Raw genomic sequence first — 20,086 nt, 5'->3', positions numbered from 1 at the left:
TAGCGGTCGCAAAATAGCTGACAGGGTTATAGGTTCAGCCTGAACAGTTTTAAACCGGGCAACCCTTGCTGCGCAGAATTGCGTCGAAGCGTGCCGGGTCCAGCGTGCCGGCCTGGATCGCTTCCAGCGTGGCTTTTTCGCGCGCCAGCAGGTCGTGGCAGCGCACCAGCAGTTCGGCCAGTTCACTGCGGGCTGCGGCGACCACGCCGTCACCGTCGCCAATCATCAGGTCGCCCGGCATTACCAGCATGCCCGCACAGGAAATCGGCACGTTGATTTCGCCGCCACCGTCGGTACTCGGGCCACGGTGTACGCCACCGATGGCATAAGCCGGAAGCTCGCCGGTCTGCCACTCATCGAGGTCACGCAGGGCGCCGTTGATGACCACGCCGACGATGCCGGCCTTGAGTGCCATGGCGCGCATGATGCCGCCGAACACCGCGCGGGTCAGGTCGGCGCTGCCGTCGATGACCAGCACATCGCCGGGACGGGCCATTTGCATGGCTTTGAGGATCATCAGGTTATCGCCAGGACGAACGCGCACGGTCAGGGCGCTGCCGAGCATGGGAGTATTACCGTGGAACGCTTTGAGCCCCAGACCGCCGACATTGCGGCCCAGGCAGTCGCTGACCGCTGCGGCGGGAATCTTGCTGAAGGCTTGCAGCCATTTCGGGTCGAGGGGTTCAGCGTTTGGGTTGATCATATAGCCCGTGGGCCATAAGCTCGAAGACACTACATCAAACATAGAAAAAGCCTCGTGGCCAGTCAGGGCTGGCGCGTCGATTGAAGCAGGGGGTTGATCGTTTGCGTGGCAATAGATTAGGCCTGCGCACAGGTCGGGATCAAGTGCGGTCAGGTGCAGGAAGGGTTTGACGCGGTGTGCGGGACACACCGCGTCAGTCAGGCTTACTGTGCCGTACGGCTGACTTCACGCAGCGGTTTGCCGCGTGCAGGCTTGTCGCCGGCCACATAGTAGACAGCCGTGCTGCGGGGCAGGGGAGACCGGCCACGGATTTTATCGGCGATTTTTTCGGCGATCATGATCGTGGGTGCGTTGAGGTTGCCGGTGGTGATCAGCGGCATGATCGACGCGTCGACCACACGCAAACCCTGCACCCCATGCACGCGACCTTCACCATCGACCACGGCCAATTCGTCGGTGCCCATCTTGCACGAACAGGAGGGGTGGAACGCGGTTTCGGCATGTTCACGCACGAACTGATCGAGTTGCTCATCCGTCTGCACGTCGATGCCCGGGCTGATTTCACGGCCACGGTACGGGTCCAGCGCTGGCTGCTGCATGATTTCCCGGGTCAGGCGGATGCCGTCGCGGAATTCCTGCCAGTCCTGCTCGGTGGCCATGTAGTTGAAAAGGATGCTCGGGTATTCGCGCGGGTTTTTGGATTTCAACTGCACGCGACCACGGCTCGGCGAACGCATGGAACCGACGTGCGCCTGGAAGCCATGTTCTTTCACGCCGTTGCTGCCGTTGTAGTTAATCGCGACCGGCAGGAAATGGTACTGAATGTTCGGCCACTCGAATTCTTCACGCGAGCGAATGAAACCGCCGGCTTCGAACTGGTTGCTGGCGCCGATGCCGGTACCCAGGAACATCCACTCTGCGCCAATGGCCGGCTGGTTCCACCACAACAGCGAGGGGTACAGCGAAACCGGCTGGGTGCAGGCGTACTGCAGGTACATTTCCAGGTGGTCCTGGAGGTTCTGGCCCACGCCTGGCAGGTCGTGAACCACAGGGATGTCCAGGCTCTCGAGCAGTGCGGCCGGGCCGACGCCGGAGCGCTGCAGAATCTGCGGCGAACCGATGGCGCCGCTGCACAGCAACACTTCTTTGCGCGCTTTGGCTTCGATACGGGTATCGCTGTCGCCGACCATGTAAGACACGCCGACTGCGCGCTTGCCATCGAACAGAATCCGGTCGGTCAGGGCGTGGGTGACGATGGTCAGGGTCGAGCGATTTTTGGCTTGATCGAGGTAACCGCGAGCGGTGCTGGCGCGACGGCCATTGGGCGTCACGGTACGGTCCATCGGGCCGAAACCTTCCTGCTGATAACCGTTCAGGTCGTCGGTACGCGGGTAACCAGCTTGCACACCGGCTTCGACCATGGCGTGGAACAGGGGGTTGTTACCGGCTTTAGGTGTGGCCACGCTGACCGGGCCGTCGCCACCGTGGTAGTCGTTCGGGCCGATATCACGGGTTTCCGCCTTGCGGAAATACGGCAGGCAGTCGAGGTAACTCCAGTCTTCCAGGCCTGGGGTTTTCGACCAGCCGTCGTAGTCCATGGCGTTACCACGGATGTAGCACATGCCATTGATCAGCGAAGAGCCACCCAGGCCCTTGCCACGACCACATTCCATGCGGCGGTTGTCCATGTGCGGTTCTGGATCGGTTTCGTACGCCCAGTTGTAGCGACGGCCCTGAAGCGGGAAGGCCAGGGCAGCAGGCATTTGGGTACGGAAGTCGAAGCGATAGTCCGGGCCGCCCGCTTCGAGCAGCAGCACGGTTACGCCGGGGTCTTCAGTCAGACGGGCCGCCAGGGTGTTACCGGCAGAGCCGGCCCCGATGATGATGTAATCGAATGCTTGGGACATTAAATGCACCCTCTGTTAATGGGCGGGGGTGTGTCAGATGTGCCGCCTTCGCGAATGTATTCGCGAAGGCGGCCAGTGGGATGTCAGAACACCGACGCGTAATCGCCCAGTTCAACTTGTACGGACTTGATGCGGGTGTACTGCGCCAGCGAGCTGATGCCGTTTTCACGACCTACGCCCGACTGCTTGTAGCCACCGACCGGCATTTCTGCGGCTGACTCGCCCCAGGCATTGATCCAGCAGATACCGGCTTCGAGCTGGTGAATGACGCGGTGGGCGCGGTTCAGGTCTTTGGTGACGACCCCGGCGGCCAGACCGAATTCAGTATCGTTGGCGCGGCGGATTACTTCTTCCTCGGTGTCGTAGCTGAGGATGCTCATGACCGGGCCAAAGATTTCTTCGCGGACGATGGTCATCTCGTCGGTGCAATCAGTGAATACGGTGGCTGAAACGAATGCGCCTTTAGCCAATTCACCTTCAGTCAACCGTTCGCCGCCGCACAGCAGACGAGCGCCTTCTGCTTTGCCTTTGGCGATGTAGCCCAGCACGCTTTCCATGTGGGCGAAGCTCACCAGCGGGCCGAAGTTGGTGTTTTCATCCTGCGGGCTGCCGACCCGGATGCGCTTGACGCGCTCGAGGATCTTGGCTTCGAAGGCGGTTTTCAATGCGCTCGGTACGAACACCCGAGTACCGTTGGTGCACACCTGACCGGAACTGTAGAAGTTGGCCATCATCGCGATGTCGGCCGCACGGTCCAGGTCGGCATCGTCGAAAATGATCAGCGGCGACTTGCCGCCCAGTTCCATGGTCACGTCTTTGAGCGACGAACTCGACGCACTGGCCATGACTTTCTTGCCCGTGTCAGTACCCCCCGTGAACGAAATCTTTTCGATGCGCGGGTGTTCGGTCAGCCAGGTGCCCACTTCACGGCCACTGCCGGTCAGCACGTTGAATACGCCATCCGGAACACCGGCTTCGGTATAGATTTCGGCCAGCTTCAGGGTGGTCAGTGACGTGACTTCGCTGGGTTTGAAGATCATCGCGTTGCCGGCCGCCAAGGCTGGGGCGGACTTCCACAGAGCGATCTGGATTGGGTAGTTCCAGGCGCCGATACCGGCGACTACACCCAGCGGCTCGCGGCGGGTGTAGACAAACGAAGAGGTGCGCAGCGGGATTTGCTCGCCTTCGATGGCCGGGACCAGGCCTGCGTAATATTCCAGGACGTCGGCGCCGGTGACGATGTCGACGTAACGGGTTTCGGAAATCGATTTCCCGGTGTCCAGGGTTTCCAGGTCGGCCAGTTGATCATTGCGCTCACGCAAAATATCCACCGCCCGACGCAAAATGCGCGAGCGCTGCATGGCCGTCATCGCGGCCCAGATTTTCTGACCTTTTTCGGCACTTGCCACGGCGCGTTCGACGTCTTCTTTGGTCGCGCGCTGTACGGTGGCAAGGACTTCGCCGTTAGCCGGGTTGATGGATTCGAAAGTGGCATCGCCACTGGCGTCGACGTAACCGCCGTCGATGTAGAGTTTTTGCAGTTCGAAACGGGCCATAGTGTCCTCGCAAGTGCGGTGTGGTTTGGCGCTCACCACTGATCTGGTGCCATCTGGTTGTGGCAACGCGAGTCAGTGGTAGTTCAGGGGCTGATGCGGTTGTGCGTTCTAGCTCGCCTGCTTCGCCAGTTGCTGGTCCATGTATTCGTAAGCGATCTGTTGCGCCTGCTCGGTGTCGAAAGCATCTCCCGACAGCGCGCCGCGCAACCATAATCCGTCGATCAAAGCCGCCAGGCCGCGGGCTGCACTGCGCGCTTGAGGCTGTGGCAGTACCCGGCGGAACTGGCAGCACAGGTTTGAATACAGACGGTGATCGTTGATCCGCTGCAACCTGTGCAATGAAGGCTGGTGCATGCTGGCGGCCCAAAAGGCCAACCAGGTTTTCATCGCCGGGCCGTTGACCTGGCTGGCGTCGAAGTTGCCCTCGACAATCACCTGAAGGTGCGCCCGTGGGCTGTTATCGCTGAGTGCCATGCGGCGCTCGCTGACGTTCACGATCAGGGCATTCATCAGATGGCGCATGGTCGCTGCGATCAGGCCATTCTTGTCTTTGAAGTAGTGGCTGATGATGCCGTTCGACACACCGGCCAATCGTGCGATCAGCGCGATGCTGGCGTCGCCCATCCCAACCTGATCGACCGCCTCTAGCGTGGCCTGGATCAACTGTTGACGGCGGATGGGTTGCATACCGACCTTTGGCATTTCAAGCATCTCCTTAGGTCGCCAAGTGATCATGTTTTGATCGATTCGGCGGTGAAGCAGTCTATTTTGTTTTAATTGAACGTTCAATCAATAAAAAATAACGGCTACGACTATGGGGTGATGTTCTTGATGTTCGGGTTATGAAAGGAGAAAAAATGTGGGAGCCGGCTCGCCCGCTCCCACAGTGGAGTCAGCCCAAATTCTTCCCGAGTAATGCGTGGTACAACTCGCTGTCGCCGAGGATGCCGACCACGCGGTTGCCTTCTTGCAGGACCAGCTTGTTGCCAGTCTGATAGCGGATTTGCAGCGCGTCGCGCATGCCGATGTCTGAATGCACCAGCGTCGGACGACGGTGCAGCCCTTCCATGGGTTGCCCGGGCGTCCAGTTTTGCAGGTCGAGGTTGGCTGCGCCTTGGCGAGCACCCTTGATGGTGTTGCCTTCCGCGAGACCAATCCACGAGTCCCCGCTCGGGTCGAGGCAGATCTCGCCGTTGACGCGGGTGCAGTTATCCACGGTGCGCATCAAGCTACGGCCGCACAAGACGTTCAGCGGGTTGGTATGGGCGACGAACGTGCGCACATACTCATCAGCTGGATTAAGGACGATTTCTTCGGGCACGCTGTACTGGACGATCCGACCGTCTTTCATGATCGCGATCCGACTGCCGAGCTTGAGCGCTTCATCAAGGTCGTGGCTTACGAATACGATGGTTTTGTTCAGCTTGCTTTGCAGCTCCAGCAGCTCGTCCTGCAAGCCCTGGCGAATCAGTGGGTCGAGGGCCGAGAAGGGTTCGTCCATCAGCAGAATGTCGGCGTCCATCGCCAGTGCACGCGCCAGGCCGACACGCTGTTGCATGCCCCCGGAAAGCTCATCGGGTTTTTTATTGCGCCACTGGGTCAGGCCCACCAGCTCAAGTTTTTCATCCACCAGCTTGTGACGTTCTTTTTCGGGACGCCCCTGCATCTCGAGACCGAAGCTGATGTTCTCGCGCACCGTCAGCCACGGCATCAGGGCGAATTTCTGGAAGACCATGGCGATACGCTTGGTGCGCATCAGTTTCAATTCGGCCGGTGTACACGACGCGATATTGATTTGCGCGCCTTCGTGTTCGACGAACAATGCGCCACGGCTGACAGTGTTCAAACCGTTGATACACCGCAACAGACTGGATTTACCTGAACCGGAAAGGCCCATCAGCACGCAGATTTCGCCTTTCTCGACATCTAGGCTGGCTTTTTCTACACCGACGATCTGGCCGGTCTTCTTCAGGATCTGATCACGCGTGAGGCCTTGGTCCAGCAATTTCAGGGCCTCACGCGGGTCTTTGGCGAAGACAACGTCTACGTTGTCGAAGCGGATTATGCTCATGCGTCACCCCTTACCTGTGCGTCAGGCTGTTTGCAGATACGGTCGAGCATGATCGCCAGCAGTACGATCGCCAGGCCTGCTTCGAAGCCCAGGGCGATATCGGCAGTGTTCAATGCGTTGACCACGGGTTTACCCAAGCCGTCAGCGCCTACCAGTGCCGCGATCACAACCATCGATAACGACAACATGATGCATTGGGTGATACCGGCTGCGATGCTCGGCATGGCATAGGGCAATTCAATGCGCGAGAGCAATTGACGGCGCGAGCAGCCGAAGGCCTTGCCGGCGTCCATCAACTCTTGCGGTACATCGCGGATACCCAGATAAGTCAGGCGGATAGGCGCGGCAATCGCGAACACCACCGTGGAAATCAGGCCGGGTACCACACCCAGACCGAACAGAGTCAGGGTAGGAATGAGGTAAACGAAGGTCGGTACAGTCTGCATCAGATCGAGGACCGGTCGCATGATGGTATAGAACATCGGTTTGTGCGCTGCGACGATGCCTAGCGGTACGCCAATCAGCACGCAGACGAAGGTAGCGAACAGCACCTGGGCGAGGGTTTCCATGGTTTCCTGCCAGTAACCCAGGTTGAGGATCAGCAGGAAGGAGAGGATGACAAACGCGGTCAGGCCCCATTTACGCTGGATAAAGTGCGCGAGTAGAGCAATCAGGCCGATCAATGCCAGCGGATTGAACCAAGTCAGCGCGAACGTCACGCCGTGGATCATCGTTTCCAGTGTCGAAGCGATCAAATCGAAATAGTTGGCACCGTGTTTAGTCAACCATTCGACGAAGGCAGCGATGTACTGGCCTAGAGGGATTTTGTGATCAGTCAGCATGGTATTGAACGTCCGCATGCGGGGGAATATTTACAACTGCAGGCGGGCGAACCCGCCTGCACTCGGGTTACTGGGTCAGTTTGGCCTTAGCGGCCTCCAGGCCTGGTTTACCGTCAATGGTGGTCACGCCAGCGAGCCAGGTATCAAGGATCTGTGGGTTTTTCTTCAGCCAGGCTTTGGCTGCTACATCAGGCTTCATTTTGTCGTCCAGGACGTTGCCCATCAGCGAGCTTTCCATGTTCAAGGTGAACGACAGGTTTTTCAGCAACTGACCCACGTTGCTGCACTCCTGGGTGTAGCCCTTGCGGGTGTTGGTGTAGATGGTGGCCTGACCGAAGTTCGGACCGAAGTAGTCGTCGCCACCTGTCAGGTACTTCATCTTGAAGCGAGTGTTCATTGGGTGCGGTTCCCAGCCGAGGAAGACCACGTCAGTGTTGCGACGCGAGGCGCGATCCACTTGGGACAGCATGCCGGCTTCACTGGACTCGACCACTTTGAAGCCCGCGGCCTTGAGGCCGAACGCGTCCTTGTCGATCATGGACTGGATCAGGCGGTTGCCATCGTTACCCGGTTCGATGCCGTAGATCTTGCCGTCGAGTTCCTTCTTGAATTTGGCGATGTCGGCGAAGTCATGCAGGCCTTTGTCGTAAAGCGCCTGAGGAACGGCCAGGGTGTACTTGGCGTTTTCCAGGTTAGGACGAACGGTTTCCACGGTGCCGGCATCACGATAAGCCTTGATGTCGTTCTCCATGGTCGGCATCCAGTTGCCGAGGAACACGTCCATGTTCTTGCCGTCGGCCAGTGACTTGTAGGTCACGGGTACGGAAATCATGGTGGTTTTAGTTTTGTAACCGAGCGACTCAAGCACGGCGCTGGTTACTGCGGTGGTCACGGTGATGTCGGTCCAGCCGACATCGGAGAAGTTAACGGTCGCGCACTGCGCCGGTTCTGCAGCTTGCGCCAACAGCGGCAGACTCAGCGCAACGGCCAACAGCAACGTTTGGGAACCTTTCATCGATGGACTCCTGGGTGTTTTCTTCTCGTCATCAGCCGAAGGGGCTGATGCGGTTTGTGTGTTGCAGCTGAATGGCGAGGCGTGTCACGCAACAGCTCTACCGCTGCGCCTGGCAATCGAGTCGAGACTGATCATGTAACAGTGAAAAACAAACGCCTACAGGGGGCGTCGCATCCAGTACACACAGGGTCGTATCCAGTGTCGGCAACGTCGCTTACAGATTTTTTAGCCGGCAAAAAGGTACTTTCAGGTGTCGATACGGCATCTTGATGTTCAGATCAGTCGCAAACCGTCATGCCGGGATGCTCTCCATCGGCGGCGACGTTAGTGAGTATGGGTACGTCGGTGTCAGACGCCGTACGCCGCGATAAAAGCCTGATGATGCGCCCATCTCGGCGGATAGCAGCTTCAGCGTAGCAGCTCCGTCACCGGGCGCTTTTGGCGTCGGGAGTCTCGACTACAGAGGGTTTGCGGTAATGGCTATCAGTGTGTTCGACCTGTTCAAGATCGGTATCGGTCCCTCCAGTTCACACACCGTGGGGCCTATGCGCGCCGCGGCGCTTTTTGTTCAAGGGCTGCGCGAGCGTGAGCAATTGGCCCAGGTCGGCAGGGTTGAGGTGCGGCTATATGGGTCGCTGTCGGCCACCGGTATCGGCCATGGCAGCGACAATGCGGTGATCATGGGGTTGATGGGCGAATGGCCGGATGCTATCGACCCGTCGCAGATCGGGCTGCGCATCGCCACCCTGAAGGAAACCGACACGCTGCTATTGGACAGTGCCTTGCCCATCCCGTTCCAGTGGCAGCGCGACATGCGGCTCATTGATGAAAACCTGCCGTTCCATCCCAACGCCATGACCCTGATTGCCGAAGGCGCTGACGGAGAGCTGCACCGAGACACGTATTACTCGGTCGGTGGTGGTTTTGTGGTGGATGAAGCCCAGGCTGCAAGCGGCGTGCTGGACATGGACCGAACGGTGTTGCCGTACGATTTCTCCAGCGCTGCCGAGCTGCTTGGCCTGTGCCGGCAGCATGGCTTGCGCGTGTCCGAGCTGATGATGGCTAACGAAAAGGTCTGGCGCAGCGAAGAAGAAATCCGCACCGGACTGATGCGTTTATGGCGCGCCATGCAGGACTGTGTCGAAGAGGGCCTTAAGCACGAAGGCATTCTGCCCGGCGGTTTGAATGTGCGCCGTCGCGCTGCGCGTTTGCATCGCAGCCTGTTGGAGTTAGGCAAGCCTAACGTGATCGGCTCGACCCTCAGCGCCATGGAGTGGGTCAACCTGTTCGCCCTGGCCGTCAACGAAGAGAACGCCGCAGGCGGGCGCATGGTCACGGCCCCCACCAATGGCGCGGCGGGGATTATTCCGGCGGTGTTGCATTACTTCGTCAAGTTCAGCGAGGAAGTCAGCGAGGCCAATGTGGTCGACTACTTCCTGGCGGCCGCAGCGGTGGGCATTCTCTGCAAGAAGAACGCATCGATCTCGGGTGCCGAGGTCGGTTGCCAGGGCGAAGTGGGTTCGGCCTGCGCCATGGCGGCGGCGGGGTTGGCGGACATTCTCGGCGCTACCCCGGAGCAATTGTGCAACGCGGCGGAAATCGGACTGGAACATAACCTGGGGCTGACCTGCGATCCGGTCGGCGGGCTGGTGCAGGTGCCGTGCATCGAACGCAACGCCATCGCGGCGGTGAAGGCGATCAATGCTGCGCAGATGGCTTTGCGGGGCGACGGTCAGCACTTTATCTCGCTGGATCGGGTGATCCGGACCATGCGTGATACGGGCGCTGACATGCATGACAAATACAAGGAAACCTCGCGCGGCGGGTTGGCGGTCAGCGCCATTGAGTGTTGAGACACCATCTGCGGCGAGCCCAAATCCTGCAGGCGCGGGCTTGACGGGTTAGCCAGGCAGACTGCCATCGCGGCGGGACGCGTAGTTATAGGCTTGCTCCTTCAATGGGCACTGTCCGTCTGCACCGCCACCTTTTAGCGCGCGGCACTTTGAGCACCTACCGCTGGTCGGTTCGTGCACTGCAGTGACACTCCTTTAGTCTAGGTCGGTACGCACTTCACACAAGTGCTACCGAAGTGCTCAACCTCCCGAATCAGCCCGCAGCATAAGGCGTCTGCGACGTATAACCCCTCTAGTCGTGGGTCCTTATATAGACGCATCACGACGTCGTTTTCAGGTTTTATTGAATGGCCATTCAACTTTAGGCATGGCATTTGCGTTGTCATCACAAAGCCCTCATCGCATGGGCAATAACAAGAGCCTCGCCTGAGGCCATCAATCGCTTTGTGTGAGGAGATACCGTGATGACTTCGTTCAACTCCGGGGCCCAACCCCAGAACCGCGCGCCGCAATCCATCGGCTTTCTGCTGTTGGATAATTTCACGCTGATTTCCCTCGCCTCGGCGGTTGAGCCGCTGCGAATGGCCAACCAGCTGTCTGGTCGTGAGCTGTATCGCTGGACCACCCTGAGCGCCGACGGTGGGCAAGTCTGGGCCAGCGATGGTCTGCAAATCACCCCTGACGCCTCCATGCACAAAGCCCCCGTCCTGGACACCGTGATTGTGTGCGGCGGCGTGGGCATCCAGCGCACCGTGACCCGCGAGCACGTCAGTTGGCTGCAAAGCCAGGCGCGCCAATCGCGTCGTCTGGGCGCTGTCTGCACCGGTAGTTGGGCCTTGGCCTGTGCCGGCCTGCTTGACGGTTTCGATTGCAGCGTGCACTGGGAATGCCTGGCCGCGATGCAGGAAGCTTTCCCGCGTGTGGCCATGAGCACCCGCTTGTTTACCCTCGACCGTAACCGCTTCACCAGCTCTGGCGGCACTGCGCCGCTGGACATGATGCTGCACTTGATCAGCCGCGATCACGGTCGCGAACTGTCGGCAGCGATTTCCGAGATGTTCGTCTACGAGCGCATTCGCAACGAGCAGGATCACCAGCGTGTGCCGCTCAAGCACATGCTCGGCACCAATCAGCCGAAACTGCAGGAAATCGTTGCGTTGATGGAGGCCAACCTGGAAGAGCCTATCGACTTGGACGAGCTGGCAGTGTACGTCACCGTTTCCCGGCGTCAGCTAGAGCGGCTGTTCCAGAAATACCTGCACTGCTCACCGTCGCGCTATTACCTCAAGCTGCGCTTGATCCGCGCCCGGCAACTGCTCAAGCAGACGCCAATGTCGATCATCGAAGTGGCGTCGGTGTGTGGCTTCGTGTCCACGCCGCACTTCTCCAAGTGCTACCGTGAATACTTCGGCATTCCGCCGCGTGACGAACGCGTCGGCTCCAACACCGCGCAGCAAGTCGCAATGATGCCAATCCCGCAATCACTGGTACTGGCGCCGCTGTCCGGTCCGCTGTCGGCGCTGAGCCAGGCGCGTAATGAATCGACATTTGCGAGTGTGCGGTTGTAAGACGAGCTAGTACTCCCCTGTAGGAGCCAACGTGTTGGCTCCTACAGGGGATGGTTATTTTTTTTGTATACCGCCAACGCTGGCAACAATTGCTGATCAATTGCCTGGCGCACTGCTGGCAAGATCGTCGCGCTGCCGGTGAGTATTTGTTCGATCATTCTGCGTAACGCCGTGGCGCGGGCTTCGGTCAGGCCGCATACCGCTTGGGTGCAGGCTTGTTCGGCGGTGGCGCCAGGGGGCATGTCGAAACCCAAGGCCCTGAGTTGGCTGAGCAGGTCTTCTTGGTCAATCAAATCCGCATGCATCATGTCGTCCACTCCTTTTATTCGGTATGGGTTGATTCTCGTTGCGCCCGTACGTGGCGGCAAGACCCTGCGAGGGCAATGGCCGGCATTCCTATGAACAGGTCGTTTTCGGTGATCCGCCGCCTTCACCTCGCAGCAAAGGCGAGACCAAAAAAAGGGCCGTTAGGCCCCCTAAATGAAATCAATATTTACCAGCTGTAGCGCAGACCTACGTTCATGCCCCACGGCTGCTCAATGTTGTTGCCCTTCATGTAGTCGAAGTCAGCATGCACTTGCAGTACATCGGTCAGTTGCGCAGCGATACCTGCGCCCAACTCGGCACGTGAACCTGACAGATCGTTAGTAAAACGATTGCCGTTAATGCTGACTTGATTGCTGCTGAGGAACTCACGCGCCGCCGCGACCTTCACGTACGGTTGTACAAAGCCGCCATCCGTCAGCGCGAATTTACGCCCCGCATGGGTACCGACCTTGGCCATTAGCGAATCGGCCTTGTTGCTGCTCGCTTGCATACCGTTGTCCAAGTCGTAGTCCTGGCCGCTGACCCACAGACCGGAGACCTGAGCGAAGGGTTCGATGAACCAGTCTTCATTGAGCTTTATGCGTTTGCCAGCTTCCACCGACACACCGATACCGTGGTTGGTGTACGTGCCTTTGGACTTCTCGCCGTCGCGCATCACTACGTCCGAAGAGTTTTGGAAGCGGTTGGCCTTGATCAGCGCATCGACGTAGAAACCATCGTCTGCCAGCCAGGTCGTGTAAGCCCCGATGTAGTAGCTGTCGACTTCGCCGGTGGTGCCTTCTTTCAAGTCGAGATCCGACTTGCTGTACCCGCCCATCAGGCCGGCCAGCCATTGCCCGTTACTGCTTGGCAACGGTGCGTCGGCGCCGAAGGAAATACCCTGCTGGACTTGCGAGTAAGAGACGCCGCCGCCGGCTGACAGTTTGTATTTGTTGCCATAGCTGCGCATCCAGCCGCCACCCTGATCGCCACCGTTGCGCAGTTCACCCATGCGACTGCGCAGGGTTGCGGACTCACCATACCAAACGGTAGGTGCCGCGCTGAACAATCCAATCACCGAGCGCGAACCGGCGGAAACTTCGCCGGTTTGCACCAATGACCAGTCGGTGCCGCCCGTGCTGTTTTCCTGCTGTTCCAGCTCATAGGCGAAGGTGCCGAAATCGACCTTGTCACCCACCAACGAAAACTGCGCATCGCCGCTGCCGGTATGCACTATTTGCTGCGGATCAGCGCCTTCCAGCGGATCTATACCTGTGTTCTGTACGCGCAATTGATGACTGCCGGTTGCGCTGCCGGTGACATCGAGAAAATCACTCTTCTGCGCCGCCAGATCGGTGCCCAAGGCAAAGGTCCCCGAGCCATTCAGCTCGCCAACGGTCAGTGTCTGGAAGCCGTCTGAAGTACCGCGCAAGTCAACGGATCCTCCGTTCAGTTCGAGCTTGCCGACCGTGGAATTCCCTTCCATCAGCCATGTCGAGGAACCATCGATATTCAACGTCGTAGCGTTGTTGATAGCGCCAGTCAGGCTGGCATTGTTCGCCAAAGACAGGTGCGCGATCGAGTCACTGGTGACCAGAACATCGCCCACCAGTTGGCTGTCATTAATAGCGACATAGCCGGTTGCCGCATTATTAACTTCAAGGGCAATACCGTTACCACCGGACAGCGTCGAACCGTTGCGGATATCGATATGAACATCTTGATTGGCAGCCGCCGATCGGGTGATGACAATGGCGCTGCCTTCCAGGCCCACAACGGACGACTGATCGACTACCAGCGACGCAGGTCTTTCAGTTGCGCCGGTTGCATCACCCCAAATGACGACACCGTTATTATCGCCCGTGACCACACTGTTCTGATTGAATGAGGCGCTGGCACCGGCCACCACTACGCCCGCGCCACCGCTGACAAAACCATTGCCCGAAGCACCCGCGTGGCCTTCAACATGCGTATTGAACAGTTCAAGGGATGCACTGTCGGTAACGTTAATGCCTCGGTCCGTCCCCGAAACGAAGCTGTTGCTGATGTGTGCGCTGGAAGCCTGCTCAAACCCCGATAGCCGAATGCCGAAACTGCTGACGTCGGGCCGGGCGGGATCAGCCTCGGCGATGATGGTGCTGTTGTTGATAACGGCACGGCTGTTGTACAGCGCGATGGCAGGTTCACCCGTGGAAGTGACCCTGCCGCCGTCCATTTCGAGTCGGGAATCGGCGGTCGCATGGATACGTCCTGTTTCGCCCCCAGCCTTCACGATCAAATGTGAGTCCTGAAGATTGAACTCATAAACGGGGTCGCCATCTCGGATGACCACATTTTGCCCCGGCGGTACATCAATGGCGGCCTCGCACACGTTGGCCGTTATCACGCCCAATACCATCACCAGTTGCCCGGCTTGCCCTTTGAACCGCTTCATTGCCACGCCCACACCTTGAATAATCGAGGGGCGCCATTTGATAGAGAAGGACTATATAAAAAGATCAGGCATTTCAGCAGTTGCTGTAGGACTTTTCCTAAAAATATGAGCGGATATACTCAAAATCACGTAGGCAGCGTTTTGCAGATAGCGGGCCCGCCAGTATCACCAGGTATATCGCACACCCAAGTTGACTCCCCAAGGCTGTTCAATGTTATTGCCGTTGCTGTAATCAATGTCAGCGTGCAATTGCAGCACATTGGATAGTTGTGCCGCGATGCCAGCCCCCACTTCGCCTCGGCTACCGGAAAGGTCATCACTGAAGGTGGTGCGATTGACGCTGACCTCATTGCTCTTGGCAAACTCATGGGCCACCGCCAGTTTCACGTAGGGCTGAACGAAACCACCGGACCTCAACGCAATCGTTCGTCCTACATGAGTTCCTACTTTGCCAAGGAACGAGTCGGCTTTGTTACTTTTGGCTTCAAGTCCGTGGTCCAGGCCGTAATTCTCGCCCGTCACCCACAAGGCCGAACCCTGCAGATAGGGCTCGACGAACCAGCCGTCCGAGAAATCGAAGTGTCTGCCGGCCTCCACCGAGCCGCCTACGCCGTAGTTGCCGTAATCGCCCTTGGCCTTGACCCCGTCGCTCATGGTGACATCAGCTTTGTTTTGGAAGCGGTTGGCCTTGATGATCGCATCGATGTAATAGCCGTCATTCGCAAGCCAAGTGGTGTAAAGCCCGAGGTAATAACTGCTGACCCGGCCATTGGAACCCAGTTGCATGTTCAGATCAGAGTTGCTGTATCCCCCTAATACGCCAAGAAGCCAATGACCGTCGGTGGATATTGGCGTATCTGCGCCGAACGATATGCCTTGCTGAACTTGGCTGTAATGCACTTGATCAGCTGCGGAAACGTTGTACTTGTTGCCATACGTGCGGGCCCAGGCGCCGCCTTGCTCGTGGCCATTGCGTAACTCACCCATGCGGCTGCGCAGCGTGCTCAACTCGCCATACCACACCGTCGGCGCGGCACTGAATACGCCGATGACAGCCCGAGCACTTGGACTGATGATCGGGTCGCCCCCGCTGTCGCCCCCATCACCCCCATCACTGCCATCACCGCCATCGCCCGTGGTCTCCTGGACCAGATACCAATCGGTGCCACGCTGCTGTAAACGGTAAACAAAAGTACCCGCATCAACTTGGCCACCCAACACAGTGAAGCTCGCTGTTCCGCTGCCGGTATGGACAACCTGCTGAGCATGATTTTCCTGGAGGGGTTCGACCCCCGTATTCTGAATGCTAAGCGAATGACTGCCACTGGCAGCGCCGGTGATGTTGACCAGATCACTTAGATGACCTGCAAGGTCGGTACCCAGCGCAAACGTGCCGCTTCCTGTCAGGCTCGATGCGGTCAAGGTTCGAAACGCACCCTTGCCGCCGCGCAAATTCACGGTCCCACCGTTCAAGGTCAGCGCCCCAACGGTCGAGTTGTTGACCATGTTGAATGTGGACGTAGTGTCAATCGAGAGGCTTTGCGCGCTGCTGACGGTGCCTGTCAAGCGGCCGCCATGGGTCAGCGTCAACGTGGCGGGCGTTTGAGCGTCTTGGACAATATCACCGGTCATCACACTGTTATCCAGACTCAGGCTGCTGATGTTGCTCATCGCGCCGGTAAACACAGAACCAGCAGCCATAGTGACTGATGCCGAAGATCCGGACGGCTCAACCACGTTCCCGGTAACCTGGCTGGCATTCATGTTCAGGCTGCTGATATTGCTCATGGTCCCGGTCAGCGTTGCGCCATTGCGCATCAAGACATCTGCGGTAGCGCCGGCCAACACCTGCACATCACCCACCAGTTGACTGTTATCAACGGTAAGTTGTGCCGCGGTCACCGAACCAACCGCTGATGTTGCAAGCCCAACTTCAAGCAGCACTCCATTCCCCGCCCTCATCGTGGAGCCGTTGAGCACTTCAATATTGGCACGCATCGGCGGGATGCCAATATTGCCTACAAGAATGGCACTGCCCGTACCGGATGTAAGGCTGGAACCATCGAGAACCAACGTTGGCGTCGCAGTTAAGGTTCTGTTGGAAAATAAGCCAGCCCCATGATTACTGCCCGTTGCCTGACTGCCCTGAAGGATGACTTCCCCCCCCACCAGCGAGATGCCAAGGCCGTCACCGGCAATTGATGCGCCTACAGCACCAGTGCCCGTGATTTGTGAATTAATCACCGTGGCGATACTTCCTCCCGAGACATTCAGGCCACGCCCGGCCGCAGAAATAATGCTGTTGGTGACCGTTGCGGTAGAACCCGGAACCGTGTCATCTGCTCCGCGCACAACGGACAGGCCGGTATTGCGGGTGGAAACAAGGGTCGAGTCAGTGATCGCTCCAATGCTGTTGGTTAACACCAGTGCGCTCAGTGAAGTGGCAGAAACAGTTGCACCATTGAGAACCACCGTTGACCCGGCTGTGGTGACGATGTCCAGTGTTTGCCCGCCTGGGGCTACCGTCAAACTGGCTGCGGTTAACGACCATTGTTGCGCCGGTTCCCCGTTATTCACGGTAACGGATCCACCTGGGGGCACATTGAGCCCCCACGCTTGCCCGCTTACAGTAATAACCGTTATGGCGACGATCCATTGGCCGCAGAACTGAAGATTGTAGCGATCGCTGATGTCCATTAATCCTCCCTGATCGTTAAGCAGTCAATGCCCAATGGCATGCTGCTGATCTCGTTTCCTACGTAGATCGAAATTGCGGCGCTACTCCCAAAAGCAATAACAACTTAGTAGTCCTATGGGTTTTATTCGTCAACAACTTGGTCGTCGTCTTGTTGATTTGGCTAGAGCTATTCGCAACAAATGCAATTGCTAAATAATATATGCAATAACATCAGGGGGTTAGTTGATTTTTATGATTGCTGGTCGCCCAACCTGTCATTTATGACAGGTTACAGCGCTTAGTCTTTATGAATAACCTGAGCGTGCCTTCTGACATGGAGTCACGCAAATGGCACATTCTCACTCACGCAAAAAAATTAAAACTCGCGCTAACCTCCCGAGCCTGGAAGTCCCTGCTGCTTTGGAGGACGGACGGATTCCCCTCGATCGTTATGAAGAGGATCTTTTAGTGCGGATACCTCATTTCGCGGAAATGAAAGAGTCCGACATACTTAACCTTTATGACGGTGTCACCTCGCTGATCATGACCTATACCCTTAAAAAAGGAGAGGCTGAAGACCCTGATTTCAATGCGGAATTATTTATTCCTAAAGGGCGTTTTCCACCTGCCGGAGGCTTCACTGAATTAAGTCTGGATTATGAAATTATAGATCCTGTGACGGAAGACGGCGAACGCTCAGGGAAAACAGTGACCGTTGTATTCGACAGAGAATCCCCAGGTGGCACTTCGTTGACCGCGCTTTCTTTCACCGAAGAGCAAAAAGAAGGTATCACCGAAGAGGACTTGGTCGATGGCTACTTGCCGGTGACGGCCTATGCCTGGTACGGAATGGAAAAGGGTGATTTTATCACGCCTTGGCTAAGCGAACTCCCCGCCTCTGCTGACTCACAAGAGCTGTACCTGATTAAAAATGCAGAAATAGAAATAAGTACGGCCGGAACAAGGACGTCGCTAGGATTTCCTAAAGGTAGTTTCACGGCAGCCGCCGATTACTATTTTGGGTATCAAGTACGCGACAAGTTGGGTAACACTTCAGTGATCTCTAGCACGGTAAAAATTGCGGTTAACGTGGGTTAATTAATTAAACACTACTCATCAAGCAGGGTGTAATCATGACCATTATTCAAGCGTATGCGGGTGTAAAAAAAACTGCAGTCACTCTTGCGCCGTCCGCATTGCCCGCGCTCACGGTGCCGGCTGCTGATTCCCTGAGGGGGACTATTCCAATTGCATTGCTGACAGCCGATGTCGTTGTGAAAGTACCAAAATCCCCAGAGATGAAAAATACCGACTCTATTCAGCTTCTTAGGGATGGCGTCGCTTATGGCGCTCCTGTTGACTTGTCCTTGGTTGATCTTACCGATCCGTCACTTACTGAATTTGATCTTCTGATCAAAGTAGCGGATTTTCCGGCAAACGGAACGGACACGCGGGTTGTACTGAATTACCAAATTTACGACACCGCTTCCGAAGACGGTCAAACTACGTTATTGCCACTCACGGTCCGGTTTGACCGGCTCGCGCCAGGCGGTGATCAGTTACCACCCTTGCTATTTACCGAGGCCCAGCTTTCAGGTATTACCGTTAGCGACTTGGTGGACGGGCTTCTAAATATTGTCGTAGACCCCTTTTTCGACAGCGAAGCGGACGACCTTGTAGAACTGTGGCTGGGAACCAGCCCCACAACAGGTTCTTTTCTTTCGCCAACGTTCATGGTGACAGATCCTAAACGTCAACTGCCTGTCACCATTACCGAGGCCGATCTGAAAGCCACGGCCGATGGTAAAAAATATTTTAGCTATCGGGTAACCGACTGGGCTGGAAATGTCCGGAGTAATCCGGAATCTACCGCCATTGACGTATTCCTCAATCTGCCGGAATTACTTGCACCACTGGTGCCTGAAAACGATGACGGTCTGATTACCTACAACGATGCCGTGGCCGATGTCGGGGTGGTCATTCCGCACTACGACGGTGCCGTGGCAGGTGATTTTATTTACGTCATTTGGGGTGGCCGGACCATCAGTCCCTTCTCCGTGTCCGACCCAGTTCCACCTGCCCCCGATCCGATCGCGACCATTGCCGTACCCTACGACGTCGTAGCGGAAGTCGGAAACGGTCGGGATATCAAGGTCAGCTACTGGCTGCAGAGAACCGGTTCGCCTCGTGTCGACTCCCTTGTAGCCTTGGTCAATGTCGACTTGCGTACACCTGGCGGACCAAACCCAGACCCAGACCCAACGACGCCTGAGCATGAGAACATCAAACCCCCCAGCATCCAATGTGGGACCAGCCCGGTTAACACGATAAATCCCGGGAATTATGGGCAGAATGCAACCGCAACCATTCCCCGTGTAGGGGAAGACTTAAACGTCATCTGGACTATTGGCGATGTCATTCAATTGTACTGGGGCACAGTGTCTTTGCCTGAGATGCCATTTGTCACGGTCACCGCGCCGAACGAAGGGAGCAATATATTGATACCGGTACCTTTTGTTGCAGTTATCGGGGCCATAGGTGTCGGTGATATCAATGTCTATTTCACCGTCACAAGAAAGCTGGATGCTACTAACACCGTGACCGTTAAATCTAAAGTTCAGGTAGTCACGGTTGCGTCGAGTGCTGAACTTCCCGGTGATGGCGCTCCGCTAGCACGGGGTATTTTTCCGGAAGCAAACGCCAGCAATATTATTACCCGGGCCGCCGGCCTAAACGGCACGACTTTCCGTATTACCTTGTCGGGGGTAAGCAATATAGACATCGGTAGGTCGCCCGTCCTAAGTTATAACTTTGTGGGCGTCAGCAGCGTGGACGCAACAGATCCAGCTGCCCCGCCCATTGAAGCGTCGAGATTGAAGTCGGATGACGTGCCCATTACTCAGGCGATGCTGGCGGCCGGTTATTACGAGGTTGCGCTGCCGTACTCGTTGATCTACTTGATTTGCCGGAACGGTGCGATTCTCGACTACAGCATCAGCAATGATCGCGGCAGAACTAACGGGCTCCAGAAGTTTGTCCGGTTTGCCATGAACGAGGCCGGAGGCAGTTGTTCGATCCCCTTACTTTAGGGCTATAGCAGGGGGATGGCTTATTTCGGCTAAGCGGTAGAAATGAGTCCTCCTCCTCTGCTACT

Annotated in this window: 14 protein-coding genes; 4 read left to right on the top strand and 10 right to left on the bottom strand. The window is 57.2% G+C overall.

Annotated elements, in window-relative coordinates:
- Nucleotides 1-49: 49 nt before the first annotated feature.
- The 7 genes from ACVBEG_RS22240 to ACVBEG_RS22210 all read right to left on the bottom strand — a co-directional run bounded on the left by ACVBEG_RS22240 (nt 50) and on the right by ACVBEG_RS22210 (nt 8,094).
- Entirely contained in the window at nt 50-703 is a 654-nt protein-coding gene (locus tag ACVBEG_RS22240; protein ID WP_322177499.1) for an RraA family protein, read from the bottom strand.
- Nucleotides 704-906: 203 nt separating this feature from the next.
- Nucleotides 907-2,610 carry a choline dehydrogenase gene (gene betA, locus ACVBEG_RS22235; protein ID WP_322177500.1) on the bottom strand — a complete coding sequence of 568 codons (1,704 nt, stop codon included), beginning with the start codon at nt 2,608-2,610 and terminating at the stop codon, nt 907-909.
- An 83-nt stretch (nt 2,611-2,693) separates the two neighbouring features.
- Nucleotides 2,694-4,166, bottom strand: coding sequence for a betaine-aldehyde dehydrogenase (betB, locus tag ACVBEG_RS22230; protein WP_322177501.1), 1,473 nt, complete (start codon nt 4,164-4,166; stop codon nt 2,694-2,696).
- Between the two features lie 108 nt (nt 4,167-4,274).
- Entirely contained in the window at nt 4,275-4,868 is a 594-nt protein-coding gene (betI, locus tag ACVBEG_RS22225; protein ID WP_322177502.1) for a transcriptional regulator BetI, read from the bottom strand.
- Nucleotides 4,869-5,058: 190 nt separating this feature from the next.
- Entirely contained in the window at nt 5,059-6,237 is a 1,179-nt protein-coding gene (gene choV, locus ACVBEG_RS22220; RefSeq protein ID WP_322177503.1) for a choline ABC transporter ATP-binding protein, read from the bottom strand.
- Nucleotides 6,234-7,079, bottom strand: coding sequence for a choline ABC transporter permease subunit (gene choW / locus ACVBEG_RS22215; RefSeq protein WP_322177504.1), 846 nt, complete (start codon nt 7,077-7,079; stop codon nt 6,234-6,236). Before choW ends, choV begins: the two co-directional genes overlap by 4 nt.
- A gap of 67 nt (nt 7,080-7,146) precedes the next feature.
- The gene (locus ACVBEG_RS22210) at nt 7,147-8,094 is read right to left on the bottom strand and encodes a choline ABC transporter substrate-binding protein (protein ID WP_322177505.1); all 948 of its coding nucleotides are present in this window, start codon (nt 8,092-8,094) and stop codon (nt 7,147-7,149) included.
- Between the two features lie 476 nt (nt 8,095-8,570).
- On the opposite strand from ACVBEG_RS22210, the gene ACVBEG_RS22205 reads away from it, so the two are divergent.
- Together ACVBEG_RS22205 and gbdR are read left to right on the top strand one after the other, a co-directional pair.
- The gene (locus tag ACVBEG_RS22205; RefSeq protein WP_322177506.1) at nt 8,571-9,947 is read left to right on the top strand and encodes an L-serine ammonia-lyase; all 1,377 of its coding nucleotides are present in this window, start codon (nt 8,571-8,573) and stop codon (nt 9,945-9,947) included.
- Between the two features lie 464 nt (nt 9,948-10,411).
- A complete protein-coding gene (gbdR, locus tag ACVBEG_RS22200; RefSeq protein WP_322277924.1) occupies nt 10,412-11,515 on the top strand; it encodes a choline metabolism transcriptional regulator GbdR in 1,104 nt (367 codons plus the stop codon).
- A gap of 41 nt (nt 11,516-11,556) precedes the next feature.
- On the opposite strand, the gene ACVBEG_RS22195 is transcribed toward gbdR, so the two are convergent.
- The 3 genes from ACVBEG_RS22195 to ACVBEG_RS22185 form a co-directional block, all read right to left on the bottom strand.
- A complete protein-coding gene (locus ACVBEG_RS22195; RefSeq protein WP_322177508.1) occupies nt 11,557-11,823 on the bottom strand; it encodes a hypothetical protein in 267 nt (88 codons plus the stop codon).
- A gap of 185 nt (nt 11,824-12,008) precedes the next feature.
- Nucleotides 12,009-14,255 carry an autotransporter outer membrane beta-barrel domain-containing protein gene (locus tag ACVBEG_RS22190; RefSeq protein WP_322177509.1) on the bottom strand — a complete coding sequence of 749 codons (2,247 nt, stop codon included), beginning with the start codon at nt 14,253-14,255 and terminating at the stop codon, nt 12,009-12,011.
- Nucleotides 14,256-14,420: 165 nt separating this feature from the next.
- On the bottom strand, nt 14,421-16,952 hold the full coding sequence (locus ACVBEG_RS22185; RefSeq protein ID WP_447108315.1) for an autotransporter outer membrane beta-barrel domain-containing protein: 2,532 nt from the start codon (nt 16,950-16,952) through the stop codon (nt 14,421-14,423).
- A gap of 328 nt (nt 16,953-17,280) precedes the next feature.
- Here ACVBEG_RS22185 and ACVBEG_RS22180 point away from each other — a divergent pair, with 328 nt between their 5' ends.
- Complete coding sequence (locus tag ACVBEG_RS22180; RefSeq protein ID WP_322177511.1) at nt 17,281-18,030, top strand: hypothetical protein; 750 nt, start codon at nt 17,281-17,283, stop codon at nt 18,028-18,030.
- A 35-nt stretch (nt 18,031-18,065) separates the two neighbouring features.
- On the top strand, nt 18,066-20,021 hold the full coding sequence (locus ACVBEG_RS22175; RefSeq protein ID WP_443690230.1) for a hypothetical protein: 1,956 nt from the start codon (nt 18,066-18,068) through the stop codon (nt 20,019-20,021).
- Nucleotides 20,022-20,086: the final 65 nt, after the last annotated feature.

Source organism: Pseudomonas sp. GG8 (genome assembly GCF_052976945.1).
This window is presented reverse-complemented; position numbering and strand designations above follow the sequence as displayed.